The following is a 26,063-nucleotide window of genomic DNA, read 5'->3' as shown; positions in this document are numbered from 1 at the left end:
GTGGGAGACCGGGTGGGTCGTGCCGCGGCCGGTGCGGTGGCCGGCGTCTCAGGGGGTGGGCCAGGTGCGGAGCCCGGTGGTGAGGAGGGTGATGAGGCGGCTCTGGGTGGTGGCCAGGTCTTCGGCGAGCTGGAAGCCGCCGCCGATGGAGAGGGAGGCGAAGCCGTGGGCGACGGAGCGGACGGTGCGGGCGGCGTGGATCGCCTCCGCGCCGTCGAGGCCGTACTCCCGCAGGACGGCGATGATCACCCCGACGAGCCGTCCGGCCGCGCGGGTGAGGTCGTCGTCCGGCTGCGGGGCTTGCGGGAGGGCGTTGTAGCGGTGCGGGTACTCGGTGGCGTACGCGTGGTAGGCGCGCAGGACGGTGTCGACGGCGTCGTCGCCGCTGCGGCCGACGGCGGCCTCGGCGAGCCGGTCGGCGAGTTCCTCGGTGACCCGGACGGCGATGAGCCGCCGCAGTTCGGCGAGGCCGCCGCTGACGTGCTTGTACAGCGACGGGGTGGCGACCCCGGCCCGGGCGGCGACGGCGGCCAGGGTGAGGGCGTCGGCGCCCTGCTCGTCGATGAGGGCGATGGCGTGGTCGACGACCTGCTCGGGGGTGAGTCCTACTCGGGGCATGGTGTGGGCTCTCCGTCGGTGGAAGGCGTACGTGGCGTGGCGTGGCGGGGCTGACGTGGGCGGGCGGGGCTCAGGCGAGTTCGGCGAGGAAGGGCAGCAGGGCGTCGGCGGTGGCCTGCGGGTTGTCGGCCATCGGGTAGTGCCCGGATCCGTCGATCATGACCTTCCGCGCGTTGAGCGCGATGGCCTGCCGGTCGGCGACGGCTTCCGGCTCGGGGAAGTCGGGGTCCTTGCTGCCCATGATGACGAGCGAGGGGCAGCGCACGGCCGCGGTCCAGCCGACGGGCGCGGAGTCCCCGCTGACGTGTCCGCGGGTGGCGGTCTTGCGGCCGGGGGTGCGCATGGCGGCGACGAGTCCGGCCACGTACGGGTCGAAGTCGGCGGGCCTGGCGCCCGGGTAGGCCAGCTTGCGGTGGTAGAGGCCCCAGAAGGCGGGCGAGTGGACGGTCAGGAAGCCCATGACGCGGAGGGCGCCGCGCATGAGGGCGCCGGGCGGGGGGTTCTCGATGAAGGCGTCGATCAGGGCGATGCCGGCGACCCGCTCGGGGGCGTCGCCGGCGGCCTTGACGACCGTCGCGCCGGTGTAGGAGTTGCCGACCAGGACGGCGCGGTCGATGCCGAGGTGGTCGAGCAGGGCGAGGACGTCGGTGGCGATGGCGGCGGGGGAGTAGTCGTCCCAGATGATCGAGGATTCCCCGAAGCCGCGCAGGTCCATGGTGATGACCCGGCGGCCGGCGGCGGCCAGCAGCGGGCGGAGGTGCCGGTAGGCGGCGCGGGTGTCGAGCATTCCGGGGAGCAGCACGACGGGGGCGCCGTCGCCCTGTCGGGTGTCGTCGTAGGCGAGGCGGCCGCCGGTGACGTCGAGGTACTGGGTGGTGGGGGCGCTGGTGGCGTTCATGGTGGGCCTCCGGAGGGTTGCCGGTGCGGGGCTTCGGTGCTGCCGCCGATAGCCATAAAGCTAAGGCTAATAGCCTTAGCCGTCAAGCCCTCGCGCCCTGCGGAGCGGGGGAGGCCGGCGGGGGGTGCGCGGATGAAGGGTCGTTCGTTGACGTCCGATCACGTGAGGTGGCGTCAACGGTGCTCAAGGGGGTGCAGGGGTGTCCAAGGGGAACAAAACGCCCGTCGTGCCCCGGAGTGCCCCGCCCGTCTCCGGTCGTCCCGGGCGAACGGCTTGGAATCAGGGCCTCCTAGGATTAACGTTTGATAACGCAGCGCGGTCGTCAACGCCGTACCCAGACGGCACCGTGCGCCGTCGCCTAATCCCGCCGACCGGCCTCCGGGCAGGTCAGGGAGCCGGGGAACCACGTTCCTTGGGGTGAATCGGCGGGGCTCCGGCCCGGCCGTAGGAGACCTTCCTGCTCCGAACCCGTCAGCTAACCCGGTAGGCGCGAAGGAAGGAAAGGAGCGCGCCTCCGTGGCGTCGACGCACACTCCGGCACACCCGGCCGGCCTCGCAGCAGGTACCCGGCTCCTCGACCACCCCGGCCCGGACGGCCCCGAGTACGCGGGCCCGGAGGCCGAGACCAACCGGCACCGGATGCCGCGTCAGGTCCGTGGGGCCTCCCCGCTGCTCGGCGTCACCGCCGTCGCCGCCACCCTGGGCGCCACCGGCTTCGCCTCCGCCACCCCGGCCGCCGCCCCCGCCATCGAGACCCCGGACGAGACCCCGGTCGCCCTCTCCGCCGACCCCGGCCTCGCGCTCGCCGCCCGCATCCAGCTGCAGGCCGACAGCCAGCGCACCGCCGCCGAGGAGGACGCCCGCGTCCAGGCCGCGAAGGAGGCGGAGGCCAAGGCCGCCGCCAAGGAGGCCGAGGCCAAGCGGGCCGCCGAGGAAGCCGAGCGGGCCAAGGCCGCCGCCCTCACCCTGCCGGTGCGCGACTACCACCTCACCGCCCACTACGGCCAGAGCGCCCGCTACTGGGCCCACCTGCACACCGGCCTGGACTTCGCCGCCGACACCGGGACCCCCGTCTACGCGGTCGGCCAGGGCACCATCACCTCGGCCGGCTGGTCCGGCTCGTACGGCTACCGGATCGTCGAGACCCTGCCCGACGGCACCGAGATCTGGTACTGCCACCTCTCCTCGATCATCAAGGGCTCCGGCAAGGTCGGCTCCGGCCAGCAGATCGGCAAGGTCGGCGCCACCGGCAACGTCACCGGCGCGCACCTGCACGTGGAGGTCCGCCCCGGTGGCGGCGCCCCCGTCGACCCGGAGACCTGGTTCCAGCAGCGCGGCGTCAACCCCTGACGCACCCGCGAAGCCCCGGCCGCCGGAACCAGCAGCGCGGCCTCAACCCCTGACGCACCCGCGAAGCCCCGGCCGCCGGAACCAGAAGGCACCGCGGCCGGGGCTTCGCCGCGTCACTCCTGCGCCGGGTCTGCCGGCTCCGCCGGGTGCGCGTCGAACTCCTCCTGCGCCAGCCCGGCCAGGTACGCGTCGATCTCCTCCTGCCCCGGCTCCGGCGCGAGGTCCGGGAACTCCTCCACCAGCAGTCGTGGCAGCCCGGGCACCGTCCACTCCCCGTACAGGTCGAGCGCGGCTTCCACCGCCGCCTCCTCGAACGCTCCGAAGTCCCCGGCCAGTTCGTCCGGCATCGGCTGGCCCAGCGCGGTCAGCTCGGCCAGGTTGCGGTAGCTGCGCCGCATCAGGCCCTGCTCCAGCAGCCGGCGCGCGCCGTCGGTGGCCATGCCGACCGAGATCACCCGGGTCGGGCTCCAGCCCTGCTCGTCCACCTCGTCCAGCCAGCCGGTCTGCGCCAGTGCGGCGAACACGGCCAGCCGCTCCTCCTGCGCCAGCTCCCGGAAGCCGGTCAGCCACTCCCGCACCGCCTCCGGATCCGCGACGTCCGCCCCGTACGCGTGCAGCAGCAGCGCGTACAGCCGGGGCCAGGTCACCAGGTCGGCGCGGCGCAGCAGCCCGGCCGCGACCTCGCCCTGCCACTCGGCCTCGGCGTGCAGCCGCTCCTGGCGCTTGGCGTTGAGCCGCTTGGCGGCCCGCTGGTGGTCGGTCAGCAGCCGGACGGCGGCGCCGTACGCCAGCGGGTCCGCCTCCGGTTCGGGTTGGACGTACAGGTAGAGCCGCTCGTACAGCAGGTGCTCCACCGCGTTCGAGGTCAGTTCGGGCCAGCCGTCGTGCATCCTGCCCTCGCCCAGCTCCAGCAGGGCCAGCACCGCGCGCAGCGGCGCTTCGGCCACCGGGGCGCGGTCCTCTTCCGCCGCCCAGGCGAGCAGGTCGGAGGCCCTGGTGCGCGGGGCGAGCCGCAGGTCTTCGTCGTTCATAGCTCGAACGGTAACCGCTGGCCGGGGGTAGGGTCGGCTGCCATGGTCCCCGTACGACTCACCGGCCCCCGGCTGGCCATCCGCGAGTATCACCACACCGCCGGCGACGTGGACGCGCTGTACGGGCTGTTCAGCGACCCGGAGGTCACCCGCTACCTCCCCTTCGAGCCGCGCGACCGTGAAACCTGCGCCGACCAGATCGAGCTCTACCTGGAGGAGGCGATGGCGCCGGAACGGGACACCTACCGGCTGGCCGTCACCCGGCGCGACGACGCCGAGGACCCGGTGGACGCCGTGCCGATCGCCCACGCCTCCCTCACCCTCGGCAAGCACCGCTCCGCCCACCTCGGCTACGTGCTGGGCCGCGACGTCTGGGGCCGCGGCTACGCGGGCGAGATCGCCGGCCTGCTCTGCGAGCTCTCCTTCGAGGCCCTCGGCGTGCACCGGCTGGCGGCCCGGGTCGACGTGGACAACGGCGCCTCGGCCAAGGTGCTCCTCCGGCTCGGGTTCCAGTTGGAGGGGCGGGTCCGGCACGACCTCTACAAGGGTGGCGCCTGGTCCGACTCGTACCTGTACTCGCTGCTCGCCGACGAGTGGCGCGGCGCGACCGGCTGACGGCCCGGCGTGGACGTCCGGCGTGGACGTCCGACGCGGACGTCCACGCGGACCTGGGGGCAGGCCTGCCGGGTCAGGCCCGGGGGGTTAACCCCACCCCCGATCCGCCAGGCCTCCGGATCCTCCCCGGCCCGCCGTTCGACCAGACTGGTGCCATCAGCAGTCGAGAACGAGGGACCGGGGCCGGGACATGAGCATCAGCCGAAGCACGCAGGACCGCGAGTGGGACGTCCTCGGTGGTTACGGCGACGACCCGCGTCCCGCTCGGGCCCACCGGACCGAGGAGCCGCCGGCCGTCTGGCGGGCGCCGTTCTCCGGGCACTACTACCGCGAGATCGGCTACACGCTCACCGGCCTGCCGCTGTCGGTCATCGGCTTCTCCGTCTCGATCGTGCTGTTCTGCATGGGGATCGGCACCTTCGTCACCGTCCTCGGCCTGCCCGTCCTCGCCCTCCTGACCACCGTCGCCCGCGGCATGGGCCGGATGGAGCGGGCCCGGGTGCGCGGCATGCTGGCCCTGGACGTGCCCGCCCCGGCGCCGGTGCGCCAGACCCGCCCGGGCACCTGGGGGGCGATCACCGCGCGGCTGGCGGACCCGGCCGGGTGGAAGGCCGCGTTCTACCAGGTGGTGATGTTCCCGTGGGCGGTCCTCAGCTTCGTCCTGTCGCTGGTGTTCCTGCTGCTCGGCTGGGCGATGGCGCTGTACCCGCTCTACCACTGGGTCTTTCCGGCCTTCACCTCCTGGCGCGGGTACCGGATCTTCGACTTCTACGACAGCGACAACGTCCAGCACGTCTACTACATCGAGGGGGCCTGGCAGATCGCCGGCCTCTCGCTGGTCGGGGTGCTGCTCATCATCCTCACCGCCCAGCTGGTCCGCGGCCTGACCAACGTGAACCGGGCCGCCGCCCAGGGCCTGCTCGGCCGCTGAACCCCGCGGCCCTCCCCGCCTGCCCCGCCCGCCTCCCCGGCCCCGCCCACACCCGGACGTGCTCCGGATGCGGGTGGGGCCGGCCCGTGTTGGGATGGCCGGGTGGCCGCCGCACACACCCCCGCCGACCCGGGCGCCCTGGGCCGGGACATCCTGGTCACCTCCCGCCCGCTGGACGAGTACTGCGACCTGTTCGACCTCACCCGGGCCCAGCTCGCCGCGCTGCCGGGCCCGGTGCTGGACTGCCCGGGCGGTGCGGCCGGCCTGGCCGCCGAGGCGCGTCGGCTCGGCTGCCGGGTGATCGCCGCCGACCCGGCGTACGCGCTCCCCGCACCCGAGGTCGCGGCCCACGCGCTGGCGGCCCGGGCGTCGATGGCCACCGCGATGGCCGCCCGTCCGCACCTGTACCCGTCACCGCGCTCCTGCCGACCGGACCGCTACCTGCGCAGCTGGGACCGCGCCCGCCGCCTGTTCGCCGCCGACTCGGCCGCGCACCCGCAGCAGTACGTGGCCGCCGCGCTGCCCCGACTGCCGTTCGCGGACGGCGCCTTCGCGCTCACCCTGAGCGGCTACCTGCTCTTCGCCTACCCCGAACTGTTCGGCCCCGAAAGGCAGTTGGACGCCCTGGTGGAACTCGTCCGGGTGACCTCCCCGGACGGCGAGGTCCGCGTCCAGCCGCTGCACGACGGCCACGGCCTCCGCTGCGCCCACCTCGACCCGCTGCGGTACGCGCTCGGCGAGCGCCGTGTCGCCAGCGAGATCCGCCGCTTCCCCCGCGCCGCGGACGGCCGCACCCGCCGGGTCCTGGTCCTGCGGGCCGCCGACCGCCGCCGCCGGTCTGCTGCCGAAAAGTAATGGTCTCTCCTGGTCAGCGCCCCTATACTCGCCCGCATGAACGAGACGACCGTCAGGCGTGCCAGGGCGGCCGACGCCGACCGGCTCACCGAGCTGATACAGGCCTCCACCGCCTACCGCGGCCACTACTCGGCGATGATCGACGGCTACCAGGTCACCCCCGAGTACATCGCCCGGCACGAGGTGTTCCTGGCCTCGGACCCGACCACCGACCGGCTGCTCGGCTTCTACGGCCTGATCCGCGAACCGGCCGAACTGGACCTCATGTTCGTCGCCGACGAGGCCCAGGGGCTCGGCATCGGGCGGAAGCTGATCGCGGACATGCTGGAGCGCGCCCGGGCCGCCGGGATCGCCTCGGTCAAGGTGGTGTCCCACCCGCCCGCCGAGGGCTTCTACCTCCAGGTGGGCGCCGAGCGCACGGGCACCCGCCCGCCGCAGGTCAAGACGCCCTGGGAGCAGCCCGAACTGCGCTTCACCGTCAAGGAGTTCGGCAGCTAGCTGGGGTCGCCCGCCGACGGAGCCGACTGGACGGGCTGAGCTGGCTGAGCGGGCTGAGCGGGTGGGACCGGCTGTCCCGGCTGTCCCGGGTGGTCAGGCTCGGCGGGTCGGGCCGGCTGCGTCGGGACGAAGGCCGTCGCCTCCAGCCGGGACAGTATCTTCTCCGCCAGCCAGCTGCGGTCCGACCCGTACGGGATCCCCTCCGGCAGCACCAACTGCCCGGCCACCGCGTCCCGCAGCCGCTGCGCCTCGGCGCCGGGCAGCCGGGAGAGCAGGCCCCGGGCGGCCAGCAGCGCGTGGTACTGCTCGAAGCCGGAGCGTGGACGCTCGATCGCGTCCAGCAGGCTCGGCAGGTCGGCCAGCGACGGGTCGCCCTGCATCAGCGCGAGCGCCTGGATCCGGCGGCCCTCGGAGCCGTCCGCGTACAGGGCCCGCACCTGGTCGGCGGTCAGCGCCGAGCGCCGCGCCGTCGAGCGGACCTCGGCCACCACGCCCTCCGGCCCGGACGAGGGCGAGGAGGCGGGCGGCAGCTGCGCGGCGAGCGCGGCCGACTGCTCCGCGCTGCCCCCCAGCAGCCCGAGCTGCTGCATCGCCCGGACCCGCAGGTCGTCGGCACCCACCTTGTCGCCCCGCCGGTCGCGGTCCTGCCCGGCGAGGAAGAGGTCCAGGGCCTGGTCGGCGTCGGTCAGCACCTGCGGCAGCGCGAGCCTGGTCACCAGCCAGCCGGCCAGGAAGCCGAAGACCACGAAGTACAGCACCAGTGCCGCCGCGAACGGCACCGCGGCGTCCTCCCCGCCCAGTGCGGGGGCCAGCGCGGTGCCGAGCTGGTGCAGCCGCTCGCCGAGCGAGCCGAGCTGGGTCAGCCCGACGCCCAGCAGCACCTTGGTCAGCCAGTCGGACACCTGCTCCAGGTTGGTGTTCGGGGCGTACGAGCCCTGCGGCTCGCCGCTGCCGCTGCGTACCCGGGGCACCCCGAACAGGAAGCCGAGCGCGCCGCCGAGCACCGTCGAGGCCCCGGCCACCACCAGCCCGCCGCCGAACGCCTGCCAGGCCTGCTCCCGGCCGAGCGAGAAGAGCAGCAGCCCGAGCAGGCCCGTCCCGGCCAGCACCCCGGTCGCGGCCCACCGGGCCGTCCGCAGGGTCGTCGTGCCGCTCCGCCGCCGGGCCTTCGCCATCGCCTACCCCCTGTGCCTGCGCCGCTCCGCTCCGGAACCCGCGCCGACTCTAGCGCCGCGGCCCCACCACGGGAACGACCCGGGTACGACGCGGGGGCGCCCCGGACGGGGCGCGGGTGACGGCGAAGAGCGGCGGAAGACACCGGAGAGCGGTGGAGAACGCAGACAGCCCGCAGGCTGCTCCTCCGCGCCGGCCCGTGCACTGGCCTGGCGCCGAGGCACCGGGGATGTACCGGTGGGCCTGCGGGCCGGGTGACTGCTATGGATTTCGCCTGCCGGAGGCCTCAGGCCTCACCCCGCGCAGGCAGGGGCGGCTCTAGCGAGCAGCCACCTCACGCATCCTGATGGAACTCAATTCAGGATCACCTCCCTTCAGTGTGCCGCCACGATAGGCAGCCCACCGGCCGGAGGGCAACGGATTTATCGGCGGCCCGGCGGGCGGCCCGCCCGGCGGCCGTCGTTCGGGCGGTCTCCGCTGACGGGGGCCCAGGTCCGTTGCGGCTTCGCGGCAGAACGTTCCTTCGCCGTGCCGGGGAACGCGAAGGGCCCGGAGGACGAATCCTCCGGGCCCTTCGTTGCTACTGAGTAGCGGGGACAGGATTTGAACCTGCGACCTCTGGGTTATGAGCCCAGCGAGCTACCGAGCTGCTCCACCCCGCGTCGGTGAACACAACAATACGGGGAAGTCGCCGAGATGGGAAATCGGTTCTTCAGACCACCCCGGCAGAGCGCCTGCCGCGCCGGGCGGCGTGCCGGGACGCCCGGGACCTGGCCCAGGCCGCGAAGCAGACCAGCGCGGCGAAGCAGGGCACCATCAGTGCCCCGTACACCGCCAGGAAGCCGTCCGTGCCGAGGTCGGCGGCGGCGTTCCAGGTGCCGTGCAGCGCCATCGCCAGCAGCAGCCCGGTCGGCGCGGCCAGCCGGGCCAGCCAGCGCCGCCCGGTGGTCAGGGCGACGGCCAGGCCGATCCCGGTGAGCGCGGTGAACAGCGGGTGCGCGAAGGGGGAGAGCAGGGCGCGCAGCACGAAGGTCTGCACGGTGCCGTCGAAGTCGCGCAGGCTGGGCGGATCGCCGAGGCCGATGCTGTCCAGCCGCTGCCGCTGGTCGGTGGTGAACGCCCGGCCCAGGTAGAGGGCGTTCTCGGTGAAGGCGAAGCCGCAGGCGGTCATCCCGCCGAGCACCACCCCGGCCGCCAGGGTGCGGGGCCGGGAGCGGCGGTGCGGGCCGCCGCCGGAGGGCGGGGCCGGGCGCAGGTACGGCAGCGGGCGCAGGTACGGGCGCAGCCGCAGCCGGCCCCGGGCGTGCGGACCGGCCGGGCGGCGGGCGTACGTCCGGGGGAGCCGGGGGGCCGGCAGCCGGTGCAGCAGTGGCGCGCAGGGGCGGCCGGTGCGGCGGCCGTGGCAGCGCAGCCGCTGGCCGAGCGGCAGCAGCAGCACCAGCAGGGCGGTGGCCTTGGCGGTCTCCTCGATCAGCGGGGTGGCGATGCCGGCGCCCAGCAGTTCGCCGAGCGGTCCCTGGTGCGAGGTCAGGTAGCTGGCGGTCCAGTTGTTGGCCACGATGGCGACGGTGGTGGCCGCGCAGGCGCCCCAGGCGAGGCAGAACACGGTGTGCCGCAGCGGCACCCGGGCGGTCAGGTTGAGCCAGGCCAGGGCGCCGAGCACGAACGGCAGCGGCACCATCGCCAGGCCGACGCCGACCAGCAGCCCGACGGTGCCGGTCTGCCGCTGGACCAGGTGCAGGATCAGCACCCCGCAGCCGGCCAGGGTCAGTACGGCGGTGGCGGTGACGGAGGAGACCGCCACCGAGCGGCCGCGCCGGGGCGGTGCGACGGCTCCGGCCGGCGGCGGTGACGCGGCGCCGGCCCAGGGCGCGAGGCGGTGGGCCCGGCGCCTCCGGGGCCCCGGGATGGTCCGGGTGTCGCCGGTGCGCGGGACCGTCTCCGGTGCGTCAGCGGCGGCCTGGACGGTGGCCCGGGACCCGCCGCCGGCCGGGCTGCCCATGCGGCACAGGGTAGGCCACCGCACCCGCCCGTCGGGAGGACTCGGGACGAACCGTCCGTCCGGGGAACGGCCCCCCGGTCATCGCGCGGTGGCCTGTTCGAACGGCCGACGGCGGCTCAGCGGCGGCGGAACAGCAGGTCGTGGACGACGTGCCCCTTGGCCAGCCCGGCCCGTTCGAACTTGGTGACCGGGCGCCAGTCCGGCCTCGGCGCGTAGCCGGGGATGCTGCCGTCCGGGTGGTCCGCGGGCTCCAGCCAGCCGCTGCCGTCACCCTCGGGGTGCAGGTTCTCCAGCTCCGGCGAGGCGGACAGCACGGCCAGCATCTGCTCCGCGTACGGCTCCCAGTCGGTCGCGCAGTGCACCAGGGCGCCGGGGGCGAGCCGGGGCAGCACGAGCTCCAGGAAGGACGGCTGGACCAGCCGGCGCTTGTGGTGCTTGGGCTTGGGCCACGGGTCGGCGAAGTAGACCCGCAGGCCGGCCAGCGAGGCGTCCGCCAGCATGTCGCGCAGCAGGATCACGGCGTCGCCGGCGGCCGGCCGCACGTTCCGCGAGCCGTCGCGCTCCAGCAGGCCGAGCAGGTTGCCGTGGCCGGGGGTGTGGACGTCGGCGGCGAGGATGCCCATGGCCGGGTCGGCGGCGGCCATGGCGGCCGTGGTCTCGCCCATGCCGAAGCCGATCTCCAGGGTGACCGGCAGCTCGCCGAACAGCTCCCGCAGGTCGAGCGGGCTGCCGTCGATCGGTATGCCGTACGCCTCCCAGCCCCGGTCCAGGGCGCCCGCCTGGGCGTTGGTCATCCGGCCCCGGCGCGGCTGGAAGCTGCGGATGCGCCGCTCGCGGTGCTGGGCCTCGGTGGCCTTGTGCGGGTACATCGGCGCGGGGTAGCCGGCCGGTGCGGCGGACAACCGGGCGGACGGCGAGGGCTGGGGGATCGGGGCGGTGGCAGTCACAGTTCCCCGAGTCTACGGGGCCCCCGGGCCCCTCCCGAAGGTGCTGTGACCGGGCTCATCCGCCGGCATCCAGTGCCGCCAGCGCCCGGCGGGCCACCTCGCGGCCGATCGGCAGCGAGGCCGTGGCGGCGGGGGAGGGGGCGTTCAGCACGTGCACCGCGCGGCGCGGGGAGCGCGGGTCGGCCGGGTCGAAACCGGCGAAGGCGAAGTCGTCCAGCAGCGAGCCGTCCCGGGCCACGGCCTGGGCCCGGACCCCGGCGCCGGCCGGCACCAGGTCCTCGGGGGCGACGGCGGGCAGCAGCCGCCGCACGGCGGCGGTGAACGCCCGCTTCGACAGCGAGCGGTGCAACTCGCCCACCTCCTGGCGCCAGTGCCGCCGGGCGATCCGCCAGGCGCCGGGGAAGGCCAGTGTCCCGGCCAGGTCGCGCGGGCGCACGGTGCGCCAGTCGTAGCCCTCGCGGGCCAGCGCGGGCACCGCGTTCGGGCCGACGTGCACGTCCCCGTGGACGCCCCGGGTGAGGTGCACGCCGAGGAACGGGAAGGCCGGGTCGGGCACCGGGTAGACCAGGCCGCGCACCAAGTCACGTCGCCCCCCGGCCAGTTCGTAGTACTCGCCGCGGAACGGCACGATCCGCACCCCGGGCTCGTCCCCGGCCAGCCGGGCGATCCGGTCGCTGTGCAGCCCGGCGCAGTTCACCAGCACCTGGCAGCGCAGCTCCCCGGTGGAGGTCTGCACCGTCACGCCGTCCGCCCGCCGGGCCACCGCCCGCAGCTCGCAGCCGAGCCGGAGCTCCGCACCCGCCTCCCGGGCCAGCCGGGCGTAGGCGGTGGCGACGGCCGGGAAGTCGCAGACGCCGGTCGTGCCGACGTGCAGCCCCGCCACCCCGGTGACCTGCGGCTCGTACCGGGCGATCCCGGCCCGGTCCACCTCGGTGACGGGGATGCCGTTCGCCCGCCCGCGCTCGGCCAGCGCCGCCAGCCGGGGCAGTTCCTCCGTGCCGGTGGCCACGATCAGCTTGCCGGTGACCTCGTGCGGGACGCCCTGCTCGCGGCAGAACGCCACCAGCTCGGCGGAGCCCGCCACCGCGTACCGGGCCTTGTACGAGCCCGGCCGGTAGTAGACGCCGCTGTGGATCACCCCGCTGTTGCGCCCGGTCTGGTGGGCGGCGAAGCCGGGCTCCTTCTCCAGCACCGCGAGCCGCAGCCCCGGCCGGGCCCGGGTCAGCGCGTACGCGGTGGCGAGGCCGACGATCCCGCCGCCCACCACCAGCACGTCGAAGTCGTACGCCACCGCCCGCTCCTCGCAGTCCGCCCGGCTCCCCCGCCGCCGATGCTGCCACGCCGGGCGGGACCGGTCGAGGGCGCCCGGGCCCAGGTGGCGGTGCCGTACCTGGGCGCCCGGGCCCCTCCCGCCGGTGCACCTCAACTGCCGCCGGGCACGCCCCCGGTCACGCCGGGGCGACCAGGACCGCGCGGGCCCGTTCGGTCAGCTCCCGGACACGGCGCTCGCCCTGGAAGGGCTCCAGGCGGCGCAGCATCTCCACCACGTACTCCCGGCTGCGCTGGGAGGAGATCCGGCCGGCCACCTCGACGGCGCGCTCGCCGGCGGCGACCGCGGCGTCCAGGTTGCCGGCCTCGGCCTCGGCCATCGCCGAGACCACCAGTCGCAGTCCGTGCGAGCGGACGAAGCCCTCGGTGGGCTTGGCCAGTGCCTCGCGGGTGAACTGGCGGACCTTGGAGGGCACTCCGAGGTCGCGGAAGCACTCGGCGGCGTCGGCGGCGAGCCGGTCGTAGGCGTAGAAGTCGATCCACGCCGGATCGGGATCCCCGGCGCGGGCCCGTTCGAGTGCGCTCTCCGCCGCTCCGAGCGCCGTCGCGCACGCCGCCGCGTTGCGGGCCTTGGCCTGGGCCCGGGCCTCCACCAGGTGGAAGAAGCTCATCGTCCGGGCGGTGGCCAGGCCCCGGTTGCGCTCCAGGGCGGCCTGGGCGAGGTCCACCGCCTCCTCGGCGAAGCCCCGGTAGCCGGCCTGGAGGCTCATCGAGGCGAGCACGTAGCCGCCGAGCGGCACGTCGGCGGCGGCCCGGGCGAGCCGCAGGGCCTGGATGTAGTAGCGCTGGGCGGCCTCGTGCTGCCCGGTGTCGAAGGCCATCCACCCGGCCAGCCTGGTCAGTTCGGCGGTCGCGCCGAACAGCGCCCGGCCGACGGTGTCGCTGTACGAGGCCAGCAGCAGCGGGGCCGCCTCCACCCGCAGGCACTCCGGCACCATCGACGAACGCCAGTCCCCGCCGCCGTACTTGGAGTCCCAGCGGCGGGCCTCCTGGGCGGCCTCGCGGAGCTTGGCGGCGTCCGAGTGGCCGACCCTGTAGGAGGACGCCTCACTGGGCGCGCGCGGCGCCTCCCGGGCGACCGAACCGTCCGCCGGGGTGATCAGCCAGCGGGACACCGGCGTCGCGTAGGCGGCGACCGAGAAGGTGCCGGCCAGGCTGTCGCTCCAGCGGCCGCCGCCGGGGCCGCGGCGCAGGTCGAGGTCGACCCGCCACAGGTCGGTGGCGGAGCGGACCGCCTCGGCGACGTCGCGGGGGAAGGCCAGGCCGAGTTCGGGGGCCGGGTCGGTGTCGCCGAGGCCGATCTCCTCCAGCGGCACCGGGCGGCCGAGCTTGCCGCCGATCGCGGTGGCGATCAGGTGCGGGACGGGACCCTGCGGGACCATGCCCTTGCTGACCCAGCGGGCCACCGAGGTCTTGTCGTACCGCAGGGTCAGCCCGCGCTGGGCGCCCAGGTCGTTGACCCGGCGGGCCAGTCCGGCGTTGCTGATCTGGGCGAGGGTCAGGAGCGTGCCGAGCCGTTCGTTCGGTCCTCGTGGGCTGACGGTCATGGTGGCGGCGGCACCTCCTGCGGCCTTGTGCTCGGGGCCCGGGCGGCACCGGGCCGTAGCTGCTGTACCTAGAGTAGTCGGACGCGTTCCGACGGTTAAGAGGCCGCATTCCGGATGGCGGGATCGTGCACCCGGCGGTGCGGCGCCGGCTCCTCGCCGGGGTTGGTCCGGACCACTCGGATTGGGCCGGGGGTGCCGCGCGCCGGAGCGTCGTGCTCCGGTCCTGTGTTCACGTGCGCCCGGCCGTGCCCCCTGGCTCGACCGGCTGGTCGGCGATTCGCTGGTGGTCGTGGGTCGGCCCGCCGTCGAGGACCCGGCGGGCCGGGGGATGCCGCCGCCTCAATCCCCGCGGGCGGCGGCTGAGTCCGGGAGGGCATGCGGATGCCCTCCCGGGCTGGGCGACGCCTTTCGGCCATCTCGCGATGCCCATGCCAAAGGCGGCACGGGGGGCGGTCCGGGCCGGGGAGGGGAAGGCCCGGCCCGCCCCGCGGACCACGCGAACACGTCAACACCCGTTGCCCGCAACGGGATCGCCGCCGGGGCCGGAACCGCCCCGCACCGGGACCACCGGCGGAACCGGAACCGGCAACACGGGCCACGGGAGCGCCAACCGGTGGCACGATGTCTCCTGACGGCGCGCCGGTACCCGGGGCGGCCGCCACGGCACACCGCGGACCGGCGAGGAGCCGCCCGGCGGCGGAAGCGCCGTACGGGTGCAGGTCCTCGTCCGGTGGAGGCGCGATGCGGTGGCTGACGGGCTGGAGCACGGGCACGCCCCGGGCGGGCGCACCAGCGCACGAGGCACTCGGTACGGTCGCACCGATCGCCGCGCGCCCCCTATGGACCGGACCCAACCCGCTCTGGGCCGTCGGGGACTGGCGCCCCGAGGAGATCCGCCTCGCCACCCTCCGCCCCGGCGCCCCCGCCACGGTCACCACCGGCCCCACCGCCCCCGACCCCGTCGAGGACACCCCCGCCACCCTGCGCCTCGCCGTCCTCGGCCACTGCGGCGCCACCGACGCGGAACTCGCAGCCGGCCTCGCCGCCGCCCGCGGCGGCGCCGTCCGCCACCTCACCGCCTGGCCCGGCAGCTACACCGCCGTCCTGCGCACCGGCACCCGCTCCACCCTGCTGCTCACCGACCTGGCCGGCGCCCAGCCGGTCTTCCACACCCCCTGGGCCGGCGGCACCGCGTACGCCACCGCCGCACTCCCGCTCGCCGACCTGGTCGGCGCCCCGCTGGACACCGGACACCTCGCCGCCCGGCTCGCCTGCCCCGAATCGCCCGAGGCCCTCGGCGCCGGAACCCCGTACCTGGGCGTCCAGCGGGTGCCGCCCGGCCACGTGCTCGCCATCCGCAGTGGCCACCCCTACCTCTCCGCCTACGACGACCCCGCCGTCCGGGAGCAGCCGCGCGACGAGGCGCCCGCCGTCCGCGAACTCACCCGCGCGCTGCTGGAGTCCGTCCGCTCCCGGGTCCGCACCACCGCGCCCGCCACCGCGCGGGGCCCGGCCGGCCGTGCCCGGCTCGGCGTCGACCTCTCCTACGGCACCGCCTCCGCCACCGTCGCCCTGCTCGCCGCCGCCGTGCCGCTGCCGCCGGTGCCCGCGAGCACGGGCCCGGAGCGCCTGCCGGCCGTCGGCGCCGGGGCCAGGAACGGCGCGGTCAAGGGCTCCTGGGCCCGCGTCGCCGCCCAAGAACCCTCCACCCCGGAACAGTTGGCCGCCGTCACGCTCGGCGAGACCGAACCCCCCACCACCCTCGCGCTCGCCCCCGACACCCCCCGGCTACGGCACACCGTGCTCCACCCCGGCCCCGACACCCTCCCGTACGCCGGACTGCACGCCGACGCACCGCCCGGCCGGCTCACCGACGAGCCCGGGCCCGAACTCGTCGCCGCCGCCCGTGCCGAGGCCCGCTTCGACGCCGGCGGCACCGACCACCTCACCGGCTACGGTGCCCGCCAGGTCCTCGACGGCCACCCGGCCCGGCTCGCCGACCTCATCCGGGCCGGCCGCCCGCGCGAACTGCTGCCCCCGGTCGCCGCGCTGGCCGGTGCCGACCGGGCCGTCGTCGGCGTCCTGGCCGGCGCGCTGCGCACCCCGCTCACCGTGGTCCGGGCCGCCCACCGGCTCTCCCGGGTCCGGTACGCCGAGGCGCTGGACGACGCCGCCGCCAAGTTGACGGCCCGCCACCTCCCGGGCGGCGGCCGTACGGCGGGCGACCGTTCGGTCGGCGACCTCGCCTGGTGCGTCCCCGGCCCGGCCGCCCGCTGGCTCTCCGACGAGGCGCTCTCCTCCGTCGCCCTCCGGCTGCGACTGGCAGCGCGCAGACCGGCGCCCGACGAACGCCCGGGCGCACACCGTGCCCGGCACGCCCTCTACCGGCACGCGCGCTCCTACCGCACCCTCGTCCACGCCGCCGAACAGCCCGGCCAGCGGCTGCACGCGCCGTTCCTCGACAACCAGGTGGTCCGCGCCGCCCGCCTGCTCCCCGACGACGTCCGCCTCCAACCCGGAGCCCGGCACGCCCTCCTGCACGCCGTCCTCACCGGCGCCGGCCGCACCGACCTGCCCCCCGACTGGGGCCGCGGCCCCCGCCCCGACCGCACCGCCCCCGCCCGGGCCGGCCTGCGCCTCGCCGCCGACGGCCTCGCCGAACTCTTCGACGCCCCCCTCCTCGCCGAAGCCGGCCTCATCGACCTCCCCGCCGTCCGCGCCGGCCTCGCCGACCCCGCCACCCCCCTCTCCCCGGCCGCCCTGGCGGGCCTCGCCGACCTGGTCTCCACCGAACTCTGGCTCCGCCGCGTCCGCGCCCGCCGCCACGGAGCCTGCTGGACCGGCCTTCCCCTGGCCCAACCCCCGGCCCTCGGCCCCGTCCGGCCCTCCTGACCCCCTCCGGGCGCCGCGCCCGGCCGGGCGGCGGGGTCCGGGAGCCGGGGCAGGTGATGATGGCGGGCAATGAGTCCGTCGGTGAGGAGAGCCGTGGTGGCCAGCGTGAGCCCGGAGCAGTCCGTTCCCGTCGTGCTGTCGGTGTCGGGACGGCCGCCGACGGGGCGCCCGCCGGGGGTACTGGCGGCCTGCGACGGGTCGGACGGGTCGCTGTGGGCGCTGGACCGGGCGATGACCGAGGCGGAGTCGTTCGGGCTACCGCTGTACGTGCTGGCCGTGGTGAACCCGGCGCCGGCCGGCTACCCGCCGGGGATGGCGGAGCTGGTGCAGGAGAGCGTCGAGACGCTGGTGGAGAGCATGGCGGACGGGCTGCGCCGGGCGGTGGTGGCCGTGCAGGGGCAGCGTTCCCGGCCGTACGCGGGGGAGATGTCGCTGCACGTGGTGCTGGGGAACGTGATCGAGGTGCTGCTGGAGGCCTCGACCCGGCAGCACACGCTGGTGCTCGGCACGCGGGGGAACGGGGGGTTCGCGCGGTTGCTACTGGGTTCGGTGAGTTCGGCGGCGGTGCACCACGCGGCGTGCCCGGTGCTGGTGGTTCCGGCGCCCGCGGAAGGCTGATCCGGGGCGGGGTCGGGGTGCTGACCAGCCCGGGTCAGGGCGTCGCTGACCAGGGAAGCTGACCGGGGTGCCGGGAATGTACCGAGATGGTTCATCGTTCACCTATCCCGATACCCGTCCCCGCCCCACCCCTGGAGTCCCCTCATGAAGGTCGAGATCTGGTCCGACATCGCCTGCCCGTGGTGCTACATCGGTAAGCGCCGTTTCGAGCAGGCCCTGGAGGGCTTCGCCGGCAAGGAGGGCGTCGAGGTGGTCTACCGGCCGTACCAGCTGGTCCCGGACGCGCCGGCGACGGCGAGCCCGCACCGCGCGTGGCTGGCCGAGCGCTACGGCCCGCAGTCGGTGGCGATGGACGCACGGGTGGCCGAGCTGGGCCGCGCCGAGGGCATCACGTACGACTTCGACGCCGCGCTGCACGCCAACACCTTCCTGGGCCACCGCCTGCTGCACCTCGCCGAGACCGAGTACGGCGCGGCCGTCCAGGGGCGGCTGAAGGAGGAGCTGCTGAAGGCGCACTTCACCGACGGTGTCGACGTCGGCGACCGCGCCGCGCTGACCGACGTCGCCGTGGCAGCCGGCCTGGACCGGGCGCGGGTGACCGCCTACCTGGCGGGCGACGAGGGCGCCACCGAGGTGAGCGCGCAGCTGGCCGAGGCCCGGGAGCTGGGCATCACCGCCGTGCCGACCTTCGTGTTCGAGGGCAAGTGGGCGGTGCAGGGCGGCCAGGACGCCGAGACCTTCCGCAAGGTGCTGGAGCAGGTCGCCGCCGAGATCGGCGAGACCCGCCCGGCGCCGGTGCAGGTCGCCCCGGCGGGGGAGGCCTGCGCGGACGGCTCCTGCGCGATCTGACCCCGCACAGGCCCACCCCGTACAAGCCCCACCCCGTGTGGGTCCCACCCCACGCAGCCCCCGCCGAGGCCCGTTTCAGGAACACCTGAAGCGGGCCTCGGCCCAGTCCGCCACGTTGAGCGCCGACCAGATCCCGTGCACCGGGGTGACCACCAGCCGGATCGACTTCTGCCCGGCCAGCGGCACGTGCACCGGTACCGCGTCGTCCCCCGCGGCGAGCGGGAGGGAGCGCCACAGGGTGCCGCCGTCGCCGCCCTGGACGGAGAAGACCACGCCGCCCGGCGAGAGCGTGGCGTCGTCGACTCCGGCGACCGCGTCGAAGGACGTGCAGCTGCGGTTGAGGTCGATCAGGGTGGTCGCCGGGGCGTGCACGGTGATGGCGTGCCCGTGGCGTTCGCCGCCGATCCAGGCGCTGTCGTGCTGCCAGAACCAGTCGCTGCCCTTCTGCCGGATGCTGGGGCCGGGCGGCGGCACCCGGTTGTTGCCGGGCTTGACCACGGGCAGTGAGTCGGCCCAGAAGTCGGTGGGCGCGGGCGGCGAGGGCGGGGTGACCGTCGGGGTGGGCAGCGGCGGCACGGTGGGCGTGGGCACGACGGGGATGACCGGCGGCTCGGGCGTGGGCAGCGGCGGCACGCTGGGCGTCGGCACGGCGGGGACGTCCGGGGCCGGCGGCGGCGTGGGGGTCCGCTTGGGCGTCGTCGAGCTCGGCGTGACCGGCGACGCGGCCTTCGTCGTGGTCTGGGCGGCTGCCGGGGCGGGCGTCGACCGGGTGACCGGCGTCGCGCTCGGGCTCGGGCTCGGCTCGGACGGTGCCGGGGCGGCCGCGGTGCTGCTGGGCGCCGGGTCGGCGGGCGCGGGCGGCCCGGGTGCGGGGGCCTGCGGCCGGGGGGTGGCGGGGGCGCCGGCGGCGGGAGGCGCGGCCGTGGGGGGCTTGGGTTCGGGCGAGCCGGTGAGCGCGTACGCGGCGACGGCGGCTGCGGCCACCGCGACGGCGGCGGCGATCCCGGCCTTGGCAGCGGTGCCCAGGCCCTCGCCGGCCGCGGCGCCGGCTCCGGCCCCGCCTCCGCCGGAGGCCGCACCGGCGCCCGCACCCGCTGCACCCGCACCCGAACCGGCTCCCGCGGTTCCGGAGGTGGCCGCCGCGGTGCCCGCAGCCGCACCGCCGACCGCGGCGGCTCCGCCGACGGCCGCCGCGGCGGCGCCGAACCCGCCGACCCCGATCCAGACGAGCACGCCGGCGGGCAGCACCCCGCGCAGGCCGGCGTTGATCTCGGTGAGTTCGAGGCAGGCGGCCGTGCAGCGGTCGCACTCCTGGAGGTGCCGTCCGACGTCCGCCGAGGCCCGCTTGCGCAGCGATCCGCGCGCGTACGCGCCGAGCCGGTTGGCGTACGCCTCGCAGGTGCGGTCCTGGCTGCCGGAGACGTGCGCCTGGAGGAAGGCGGCGGCGAGCCGGTCGCGGGCCCGGTGGGCCTGGACGGCGGTGGCGTTGGCGGTCTTGCCGAGCATCACGGCGACGGTCTTCGGGGACTCCCGCTCGACCTCGGTGTGCCAGAGCACCACCCGGTCGTCCTCGGGCAGTTCGGCGTAGGCCTGCATGACCATGCGCTGGTCGGCCATGGCCATCGCCCAGGCATCGGCGCCGGGGTCGGCCAGGTCGAGGTCGACGACGGCGGCCGAGGTCTGGGCGAACACGCTGAAGTCGTCGACGAGTTGCTCGCGCCGCTCGCTGCGGGTCCAGGCGGCGGCGACGTTCCGGACGGCGGTCAGCAGGTAGGCGCGGACGGCGAACTCCGGGCCCTTGCCCGCCCTCAGGGCTTGCAGGGTGCGGGCGAAGACCTCGCCGGCGAGGTCTTCCGCGGTGAAGCTGTCCCGGCAGCAGGTGCGGGCGTAGCGGCGCACCGAGTCGGCGTGCCGGCGGTAGATCTCCTCGTACGCGGTGTCGTCGCCGGCCCGGACCCGGGCGGTCAACTCGGCGTCGGAGGCCGGGCGCTCGCCGTCGACCGGGTCGGCGGGGGCGGGCACGGTGGGGCGGGCGGGGCGGCCGGCGCCGACGAACGCCTCGGGGGCGACGCCGCCCCGGCCGGCCGGGGCCTGGCCGGGCACCCGTCCGGGTGGCAGCGCGGCGGCGGAGGCGGAGAGGGACTCGCGGCTGGGCATGCCCGCCTGGTCGGGCACGTGTCCGGTGGTCGGGCCGGTGGCCGAACCCGGTGCGGCGCCGGGTACTTGGGCCGGGCCGCCGGAGGCCGTGGCGGGGCCTTCGGACGTACTGGACGTGCTGGACGTGCTGCCGGACGAGCCGTCGGCCAGTCCCCCGGTCAAGCCTCCGGACGGGCCGAAGTCGAGGCCGTACCCGTAGTCGTTCTGTTCCTCGGCGCTCACAACGGACCCCAGATTCCACGACAGCCCCCGCAGTGTGGCAGGGCGCGCGGGAGCGCGTGGGCGCACGGTTCCGCGCTGTACGGCGCCGAGGGCGCGCGAAGGGCGCGCATCGGGACATTGGCTCCAACCACGGGCAAAGGATGGCATAGCGCAGAGATGGGCGGTAGCCGGACCGGCCGGGACCCACTCTTCCGAGGAGCCGTCGCGGATGTGTTCGGCCAGCACAGGGCGGGTGGTTGCGTACCGCCCGCACCCGGCGCGCGTGACTGGTCCGCGCGCCGGTCTCCCGTCCAACTCCCGTCCCCGCCACCTGCGGGGGCCGCGCCCGTGGTGGCGCGTCAGCGTGCCCGCAGGCCGTCCAGCAGGATCTCCAGCAGCCGGTCCGAGGGGCCGGCGGTCGGCTGCCCCTCCGCCTGCTGCCCCTCCGCCTGCTGCCCCTCCGCCTGCTGCACCCCGGCCGAGAAGCCGGCCGTGGTCGGCGCGGTACGGGCCGCGTGCACCGGCACCGAGGCGGTCAGCACCAGCACGACGTCCGACACCGTGACGCCCGGCCGCAGTTCGCCGGCCGCGCCGACCCGGGCGACCAGGGCGGCCAGCAGTTGCAGCAGCAGCCGGGGATCGGCGTCGGCCGCCGACGGCTCGACGGCCGCACCGTTCTGCGCGTCCTCGCCGCGCAGGTCGAACCGGACGGCGGCCGGCTCGGGCACCCGCTGCTCGGGCACCCGGCCCAGCTCCTCCGCGTACCGGAACGCCTCCGGCGGCAGCAGCCGCCCGGCACCGGTGCTGACCGCCCGGGCCAGGTAACCGGCCAGCGACTCCCAGGCGCCGCCGCCGCCGTACAGCGACTCCCGCGCCTGCGCGGTCAGCCAGGCCACCTCCTCGGCGGCGATCCGCTGGACCAGCACCTCCTTGCTCGGGAAGCGCCGGTAGACCGTCCCGACGCCGACCCCGGCCCGGCGTGCGACCTCCTCCATCGGCGCGCCGTAGCCGAACTCGCCGAACACCTCGCGGGCGGCCCGCAGCACGCTCTCCAGATTCCGCCGGGCGTCCACCCGTAGTCGGGCCCCGGGGACGTGCACGGTGGCCGGTGGTGGCTCCACCCGGTAGGGGACGCCCGGATAGGCGGCCCCGACCTCCGGTGGCAGGTCCACCGGGCCGCGTTGTTCCGGCACCATGCCCTGGCCGGCGTGCGGTGTTCCCGTTCGCCCCAACACCTGCTCCTGCTCCATCATCCCAACTCTCCCCCGCAGGCGCCCGAACCCGGACCCTGTCGTCGCCCGCCCCTGCACCCCCCGGTGCAGCTCAGCCCGTCAGAAATGACCTGATGACCCATCGCTCGTTGCCGCCCGTCCCGTTTCGTGACCACGGTTCGTGCCTCCGGGCCGGCTCGCGTCCGGCTCGGCGCGTCGGCACCGTCCGGGGCCTTGTCCGGGAACTACCCTTCCCCGGATGACTGTCCCGCAGTCGGGTTCTCGAGCCAACGCTGGAACTGGCCGTAGTGGCCGCTCCACGGTGCGTCGCCGCCGATTGTCATGGCGGTAACCGCTCCGGCACACAATCCGACCATAGTTCACGCCCGTTCGCGGCCGAAAGTCCGTCAGAAAGTCGCCCGGGCAGCACAACTGGCCCCACCCGTCGACTCCCGTCACATCCGGCGCGGTACGGACTGTGGACAAGACCGCCCCTGCCGGTCCTTCATAGGGGGGCGCGAGGGGGGACACCCCCGGCCGCGGGGCCGGGAGGAAGCGCCAATCGGCAGGAGGTGCACCATCAGAATCCTGATCGCCGGCGGAGGCTGCGCCGGGATGGCCACCGCGCTGCACCTCCAGCGCGGCCTGCGGGAACGGCTGCGACGCGGCGAGGTCGAGATCACCGTCGTCGAGCCCCAGGCCTACTTCACCTACCACCCGCTGCTGGCCGAGGTCGCGGCTGGCTCGATCGACCCCCGGCACGTGGTCGTCCCGCTCCGCCGGGCCCTGCCGGACTGCCGGGTGCTGACCGCCCGGATCACCCGGATCGAACACGCCGCCCGCCGCGCCTTCGCCGACGCCGCGGGACCCGGAGAGGCCGCCGCGCCGATCGAACTCCCCTACGACGTCCTGGTGGTGGCGCCCGGCTCGGTCTCCCGGACGGCGCCGGTGCCCGGCCTGGCCGAACACGGCCGCGGCTTCTCCACCGTCGGCGAGGCCGTGGGCCTGCGCAACCACGTCCTGGAACAGCTCGACCTCGCCTCCGCCACCCGCGACCCGGCCCTGCGCCAGGCCGCGCTCACCTTCGTCTTCGTCGGCGCCGGGTACGCGGGCGTCGGCGCGCTCGCCGAACTGGAGGACATGGCCCGGACCGCGGTGCGCGGCTACCACAACGTCCGCCCCGAGGACCTGCGCTGGGTCCTGGTCGAGGCCACCGACCGGATCCTGGCCGAGGAGTCGCCGGAGCTGGCCGAGCACACCCTCGGCCAGCTCCGCGAACGCGGCGTCGACATCCGGTTGCGCACCACCCTGGCGTCCGCCGCGGACCGGGTCGTCGCCCTGTCCGACGGCAGCCGCTTCGGTGCCCGCACCCTGGTCTGGACGGCCGGGGTGCGGCCGGCCCCGCTGCTGCGCGACACCGACCTGCCGCTGGACACCCTCGGCCGGGTCCGCTGCCTCGCCACCCTGCAAGCCGTCGGCCCGGACGGACGCGCGCTGCCCGGCGTCTGGGCGGCCGGGGACTGCGCCGCCGTACCGGACCCCGACGTGGACGGGGCGCCCTGCGCGCCCAACGCCCAGCACGCCTTCGCCCAGGCCGAGCTGCTCGCCCGGAACATCGCGGTCGCCCTGGACGCCGGACCGCACGCCCCGGGCCTCGCCGAGTACCGGCCGGGCCACGCCGCCTGCTCGACCTCACTGGGCCTGCGCCGGGCCGTCGCCCACACCCGGCGCGGCCGCCGGATCACCGGGCGGCGGGCCTGGTGGCTGCACCGGGCCCGGCACCTGCGGCGCCTGCCGAGCGCGGAGCGCCGGGTGCGGGTGCTGATGGACTGGGTGCTGGGCGGGCTGTTCTCCCGCGAGGTGGTCTCGCTGGGGGCGGCGGAGCATCCGCGTCCGGAGTTCGAGGCCGGGTCCGGGCCGCGGCCCGACGGCGGTCCGGACGCCCCGCGGTGAGCGCCCCGGTGCCCCGCGCCGGGGCGGAACGGGCGGCCACGCCGGGCGGGCGACTTCCGGAATCGGGCCCTTGCCTGACAGGATCAGCCCAACCTAGTCATTACCCCGTGTGCTGATGCGCACACAAAAAGTGATGATATGCCTGGAAATCGAGGAAGCGGCCGTCGTTTGAACCTCATGCGCTGGAGCGCCCGGCTCACCGGAGTCCCTTGGCGTGCCGCCCCGCCGACCGGGGCCGGCACCGACGAGGGCGCGCCCTCCGCCGACGGCGTCGTCGTCCCCGGCCCCCGCGACCCCACCAACCTGGCCACCGCCGCCGAACTCCTCGACCTGCACAAACCCCAGAACCTGCGCGAGGTCCTCAACCGGATCCCCGCCCCGGTGGCCGTCACCTACGGCCCGCTCCACCAGCTCGGCTACGCGAACCGTGCCTACCGCGAACTCTTCGGAGACCGCACCACCGGCCTGCCCGCCGGAGAAGCCCTCCCCGAACTCGGCACCATGGGCGTCCTGGCCCTGATGGACCAGGTCATCCGCGGCGGCCGCCCGCGCAGCGTCAAGGCCCGCTGCATCCTGGGCCTCACCGGCAACCGCTACTACAACGTCTCCTGCGTCCCGCTCGGCCCCGGCGACACCGGCGACACTGGGGACACCGGGGACACCCCCACCGAGGGACCGCCCGCCGGCGTCCTGATCTTCGCCGCCGAGGTCACCGACCAGGTCCTCGCCGCCGCCCGGCTCCGCGAAGCCGAACGCCGCCAGCGCGAGGCCGCCGTCACCCTCCAGCGCAGCCTCCTCCCGCAGAAGCTCGACCAGCCGGCCGACCTGAGGGTCGCAGCCACCTACCAGCCCGGCGGCGCCGAGGCCGCCGTCGGCGGCGACTGGTACGACGTCATCGCCATCGACGGCGGCCGAACCGCCCTGGTCATCGGCGACGTGATGGGGCGCGGCCTGCGCGCCGCCGCCGTCATGGGCCAGCTGCGCACCGCCGTCCGCGCCTACGCCCGGCTCGACCTGCCCCCGCACGAGGTGATGCGCCTGCTCGACGGCCTCGCCATGGAGATCGACGCCAACCAGATCGCCACCTGCACGTACGCCGTCTGGGACCCGCAGCGCCGCACCCTCTCCTACGCCTCCGCCGGGCACCTCCCCATGCTGCTGCGCTGCCCCGACGGGACGGTCCTGCGCAGCGAGGAGCAGAACGGCCCGCCGCTCGGTACCGGCGACGGCCTCCACGTCTCGCACACCCTGCGCCTGCTGCCCGGGACCACCGGCGTCCTCTATACGGACGGCCTGGTCGAACGCCGCGACGAGGACATCGACGAGGGCCTCGACCTCCTCGCCCGCACCCTCACCGGCGCGGTCGGGGCCCCGGAGGTGATCTGCGCCCGCCTCCTGCGGGCGATGGGCGTGACCTCCGAGCACGACGACGACGTCGCCGTCCTGGCCTTCCACCTGCCGGCGGAGGAGGCGGAGGAGAAGGCGGAGGAAGAGGTGGCCGAAGAGAGCGCCACCGAGGCGGAACCGGCGCTTGACTCGGCCTTGCCCGAGGTCTAGTGTTCTTCGAGCTGCCTGGCAGGGAGCACCGGACACGCATTTGCGCGGACGGTCCCGCCGTAGCCAATCCTTTCGAAACACCACTTCCCGGTTCGGGCTGGGTCGCGTCTTGTCGCGGCTTGGCTCCTATTCGGCGTGTTCGGTTTATTGGATTGCGGTCGATTCGCTTTTCGGAGCGGGGATCGGCTAGAGTTTGAAACGTCGGACGGGGCATCAAGCCGCAGAAGACACCAGCGAGTTGGATGAACGAAGCACCGGAAACGGAGCGGAAAACATCTGATAAGCTGGAAACACGAAAGAACGAAGCGCCCGGAGGGCCCGCTGGAAGGCGGTCCGAAGGAAGTGTCCGTTCCTTGAGAACTCAACAGCGTGCCAAAAGTCAACGCCAGATATGTTGACATCCCCGGCCTCAGAATATTCTGGGGTTGGAGATTCCTTTTGAAGTAAAACACTAGCGAGGACGCAGTGCGCGGGACCGCCCTATTCCGGTGGTTGCCGTGCCGCTCAACGCGGGTGTCGACCGGCCCTCTTCAATGTGGGGCCGAGTAAACATTCACGGAGAGTTTGATCCTGGCTCAGGACGAACGCTGGCGGCGTGCTTAACACATGCAAGTCGAACGGTGAAGCCCTTCGGGGTGGATCAGTGGCGAACGGGTGAGTAACACGTGGGCAATCTGCCCTGCACTCTGGGACAAGCCCTGGAAACGGGGTCTAATACCGGATATGACCTTCCTCTGCATGGGGGTTGGTGTAAAGCTCCGGCGGTGCAGGATGAGCCCGCGGCCTATCAGCTTGTTGGTGGGGTAATGGCCTACCAAGGCGACGACGGGT

At 75.2% G+C, this 26,063-nt stretch carries 19 protein-coding genes, 1 tRNA gene, 1 rRNA gene, 1 pseudogene and 1 riboswitch; of the genes and pseudogenes, 11 read left to right on the top strand and 11 right to left on the bottom strand.

The features are described from left to right. Positions 1-48: 48 nt before the first annotated feature. Both AC07AL_RS12585 and AC07AL_RS12580 read right to left on the bottom strand, forming a co-directional pair. Positions 49-618, bottom strand: coding sequence for a TetR/AcrR family transcriptional regulator (locus AC07AL_RS12585; protein ID WP_363581345.1), 570 nt, complete (start codon positions 616-618; stop codon positions 49-51). Positions 619-688: 70 nt separating this feature from the next. Further along, positions 689-1,516, bottom strand: a complete 828-nt coding sequence (locus tag AC07AL_RS12580) for an alpha/beta fold hydrolase (protein WP_363581343.1) — start codon at positions 1,514-1,516, stop codon at positions 689-691. A gap of 345 nt (positions 1,517-1,861) precedes the next feature. Further along, a riboswitch (cyclic di-AMP (ydaO/yuaA leader) is annotated at positions 1,862-2,020 on the top strand. 12 nt (positions 2,021-2,032) lie between these two features. Here AC07AL_RS12580 and AC07AL_RS12575 point away from each other — a divergent pair. Next, positions 2,033-2,866: a M23 family metallopeptidase gene (locus AC07AL_RS12575; protein ID WP_363581341.1), complete on the top strand. Its 834-nt coding sequence runs from the start codon at positions 2,033-2,035 to the stop codon at positions 2,864-2,866. 113 nt (positions 2,867-2,979) lie between these two features. Here AC07AL_RS12575 and AC07AL_RS12570 read toward each other — a convergent pair whose 3' ends face one another. Further along, entirely contained in the window at positions 2,980-3,897 is a 918-nt protein-coding gene (locus AC07AL_RS12570; RefSeq protein ID WP_478317398.1) for a hypothetical protein, read from the bottom strand. Positions 3,898-3,939: 42 nt separating this feature from the next. Between AC07AL_RS12570 and AC07AL_RS12565 the strand changes: the two genes are divergently transcribed. From AC07AL_RS12565 to AC07AL_RS12550, 4 genes are all read left to right on the top strand, one after another. Continuing rightward, complete coding sequence (locus tag AC07AL_RS12565; RefSeq protein WP_363581337.1) at positions 3,940-4,512, top strand: GNAT family N-acetyltransferase; 573 nt, start codon at positions 3,940-3,942, stop codon at positions 4,510-4,512. A gap of 190 nt (positions 4,513-4,702) precedes the next feature. Continuing rightward, positions 4,703-5,443 carry a sensor domain-containing protein gene (locus AC07AL_RS12560; protein ID WP_363581335.1) on the top strand — a complete coding sequence of 247 codons (741 nt, stop codon included), beginning with the start codon at positions 4,703-4,705 and terminating at the stop codon, positions 5,441-5,443. Positions 5,444-5,545: 102 nt separating this feature from the next. After that, a complete protein-coding gene (locus AC07AL_RS12555; protein WP_363581333.1) occupies positions 5,546-6,298 on the top strand; it encodes a hypothetical protein in 753 nt (250 codons plus the stop codon). Between the two features lie 36 nt (positions 6,299-6,334). Then, positions 6,335-6,796 (top strand): GNAT family N-acetyltransferase, encoded by a 462-nt coding sequence (locus AC07AL_RS12550; protein ID WP_363628078.1) that lies wholly within the window; start codon positions 6,335-6,337, stop codon positions 6,794-6,796. On the opposite strand, the gene AC07AL_RS12545 is transcribed toward AC07AL_RS12550, so the two are convergent. From AC07AL_RS12545 to AC07AL_RS12520, 6 genes are all read right to left on the bottom strand, one after another. Continuing rightward, positions 6,793-7,971 (bottom strand): hypothetical protein, encoded by a 1,179-nt coding sequence (locus AC07AL_RS12545; protein WP_363581329.1) that lies wholly within the window; start codon positions 7,969-7,971, stop codon positions 6,793-6,795. The genes AC07AL_RS12550 and AC07AL_RS12545 overlap by 4 nt on opposite strands. Before the next feature lie 586 nt (positions 7,972-8,557). Further along, positions 8,558-8,631: transfer RNA gene (locus tag AC07AL_RS12540), tRNA-Met, on the bottom strand. A gap of 50 nt (positions 8,632-8,681) precedes the next feature. Next, positions 8,682-9,971, bottom strand: a complete 1,290-nt coding sequence (locus AC07AL_RS12535) for a PrsW family intramembrane metalloprotease (RefSeq protein WP_400804550.1) — start codon at positions 9,969-9,971, stop codon at positions 8,682-8,684. 116 nt (positions 9,972-10,087) lie between these two features. After that, positions 10,088-10,918: a tRNA (guanosine(46)-N7)-methyltransferase TrmB gene (gene trmB, locus AC07AL_RS12530; RefSeq protein ID WP_363581325.1), complete on the bottom strand. Its 831-nt coding sequence runs from the start codon at positions 10,916-10,918 to the stop codon at positions 10,088-10,090. 55 nt (positions 10,919-10,973) lie between these two features. Then, a complete protein-coding gene (gene lhgO / locus AC07AL_RS12525) occupies positions 10,974-12,209 on the bottom strand; it encodes an L-2-hydroxyglutarate oxidase (RefSeq protein WP_478317397.1) in 1,236 nt (411 codons plus the stop codon). 157 nt (positions 12,210-12,366) lie between these two features. After that, a complete protein-coding gene (locus tag AC07AL_RS12520; protein WP_063348294.1) occupies positions 12,367-13,794 on the bottom strand; it encodes an NsdA family TPR-like regulatory protein in 1,428 nt (475 codons plus the stop codon). A gap of 741 nt (positions 13,795-14,535) precedes the next feature. Here AC07AL_RS12520 and AC07AL_RS12515 point away from each other — a divergent pair. From AC07AL_RS12515 to AC07AL_RS12505, 3 genes are all read left to right on the top strand, one after another. Beyond that, a complete protein-coding gene (locus AC07AL_RS12515; RefSeq protein ID WP_363581321.1) occupies positions 14,536-16,686 on the top strand; it encodes an asparagine synthase-related protein in 2,151 nt (716 codons plus the stop codon). Positions 16,687-16,782: 96 nt separating this feature from the next. Continuing rightward, entirely contained in the window at positions 16,783-17,304 is a 522-nt protein-coding gene (locus AC07AL_RS12510) for a universal stress protein (RefSeq protein WP_363581319.1), read from the top strand. A gap of 144 nt (positions 17,305-17,448) precedes the next feature. Next, positions 17,449-18,153: a DsbA family oxidoreductase gene (locus AC07AL_RS12505; protein WP_363581317.1), complete on the top strand. Its 705-nt coding sequence runs from the start codon at positions 17,449-17,451 to the stop codon at positions 18,151-18,153. Between the two features lie 75 nt (positions 18,154-18,228). On the opposite strand, the gene AC07AL_RS12500 is transcribed toward AC07AL_RS12505, so the two are convergent. Further along, positions 18,229-20,532, bottom strand: coding sequence for a sigma-70 family RNA polymerase sigma factor (locus AC07AL_RS12500; RefSeq protein WP_478317396.1), 2,304 nt, complete (start codon positions 20,530-20,532; stop codon positions 18,229-18,231). 338 nt (positions 20,533-20,870) lie between these two features. Further along, the gene (locus tag AC07AL_RS12495; RefSeq protein WP_478317395.1) at positions 20,871-21,761 is read right to left on the bottom strand and encodes a TetR/AcrR family transcriptional regulator; all 891 of its coding nucleotides are present in this window, start codon (positions 21,759-21,761) and stop codon (positions 20,871-20,873) included. A 576-nt stretch (positions 21,762-22,337) separates the two neighbouring features. On the opposite strand from AC07AL_RS12495, the gene AC07AL_RS12490 reads away from it, so the two are divergent. The 3 genes and pseudogenes from AC07AL_RS12490 to AC07AL_RS12480 all read left to right on the top strand — a co-directional run. Continuing rightward, positions 22,338-23,675 carry an NAD(P)/FAD-dependent oxidoreductase gene (locus AC07AL_RS12490; protein WP_478317394.1) on the top strand — a complete coding sequence of 446 codons (1,338 nt, stop codon included), beginning with the start codon at positions 22,338-22,340 and terminating at the stop codon, positions 23,673-23,675. A gap of 168 nt (positions 23,676-23,843) precedes the next feature. Further along, positions 23,844-25,139 (top strand): annotated as a pseudogene (locus AC07AL_RS12485) (PP2C family protein-serine/threonine phosphatase); the annotation flags it as partial. Positions 25,140-25,784: 645 nt separating this feature from the next. Further along, positions 25,785-26,063, top strand: a 16S ribosomal RNA gene (locus AC07AL_RS12480); the annotation flags it as partial.

It is taken from the genome of Kitasatospora sp. NPDC043949 (assembly GCF_056435365.1).
The sequence above is the reverse complement of the archived record's forward strand: the minus strand, read 5'-3'. Positions and strand labels throughout refer to the sequence as shown.

What these genes read in the sequence shown, in the direction of transcription:
- AC07AL_RS12585 (WP_363581345.1), bottom strand. Translation starts at nt 618, where the DNA reads ATGCCCCGAGTAGGACTCACCCCCGAGCAGGTCGTCGACCACGCCATC.
- AC07AL_RS12580 (WP_363581343.1), bottom strand. Translation starts at nt 1,516, where the DNA reads ATGAACGCCACCAGCGCCCCCACCACCCAGTACCTCGACGTCACCGGC.
- AC07AL_RS12570 (WP_478317398.1), bottom strand. Translation starts at nt 3,897, where the DNA reads ATGAACGACGAAGACCTGCGGCTCGCCCCGCGCACCAGGGCCTCCGAC.
- AC07AL_RS12565 (WP_363581337.1), top strand. Translation starts at nt 3,940, where the DNA reads ATGGTCCCCGTACGACTCACCGGCCCCCGGCTGGCCATCCGCGAGTAT.
- AC07AL_RS12560 (WP_363581335.1), top strand. Translation starts at nt 4,703, where the DNA reads ATGAGCATCAGCCGAAGCACGCAGGACCGCGAGTGGGACGTCCTCGGT.
- AC07AL_RS12550 (WP_363628078.1), top strand. Translation starts at nt 6,335, where the DNA reads ATGAACGAGACGACCGTCAGGCGTGCCAGGGCGGCCGACGCCGACCGG.
- AC07AL_RS12545 (WP_363581329.1), bottom strand. Translation starts at nt 7,971, where the DNA reads ATGGCGAAGGCCCGGCGGCGGAGCGGCACGACGACCCTGCGGACGGCC.
- AC07AL_RS12535 (WP_400804550.1), bottom strand. Translation starts at nt 9,971, where the DNA reads ATGGGCAGCCCGGCCGGCGGCGGGTCCCGGGCCACCGTCCAGGCCGCC.
- AC07AL_RS12520 (WP_063348294.1), bottom strand. Translation starts at nt 13,794, where the DNA reads ATGACCGTCAGCCCACGAGGACCGAACGAACGGCTCGGCACGCTCCTG.
- AC07AL_RS12515 (WP_363581321.1), top strand. Translation starts at nt 14,536, where the DNA reads ATGCGGTGGCTGACGGGCTGGAGCACGGGCACGCCCCGGGCGGGCGCA.
- AC07AL_RS12505 (WP_363581317.1), top strand. Translation starts at nt 17,449, where the DNA reads ATGAAGGTCGAGATCTGGTCCGACATCGCCTGCCCGTGGTGCTACATC.
- AC07AL_RS12495 (WP_478317395.1), bottom strand. Translation starts at nt 21,761, where the DNA reads ATGGAGCAGGAGCAGGTGTTGGGGCGAACGGGAACACCGCACGCCGGC.
- AC07AL_RS12490 (WP_478317394.1), top strand. Translation starts at nt 22,338, where the DNA reads ATGGCCACCGCGCTGCACCTCCAGCGCGGCCTGCGGGAACGGCTGCGA.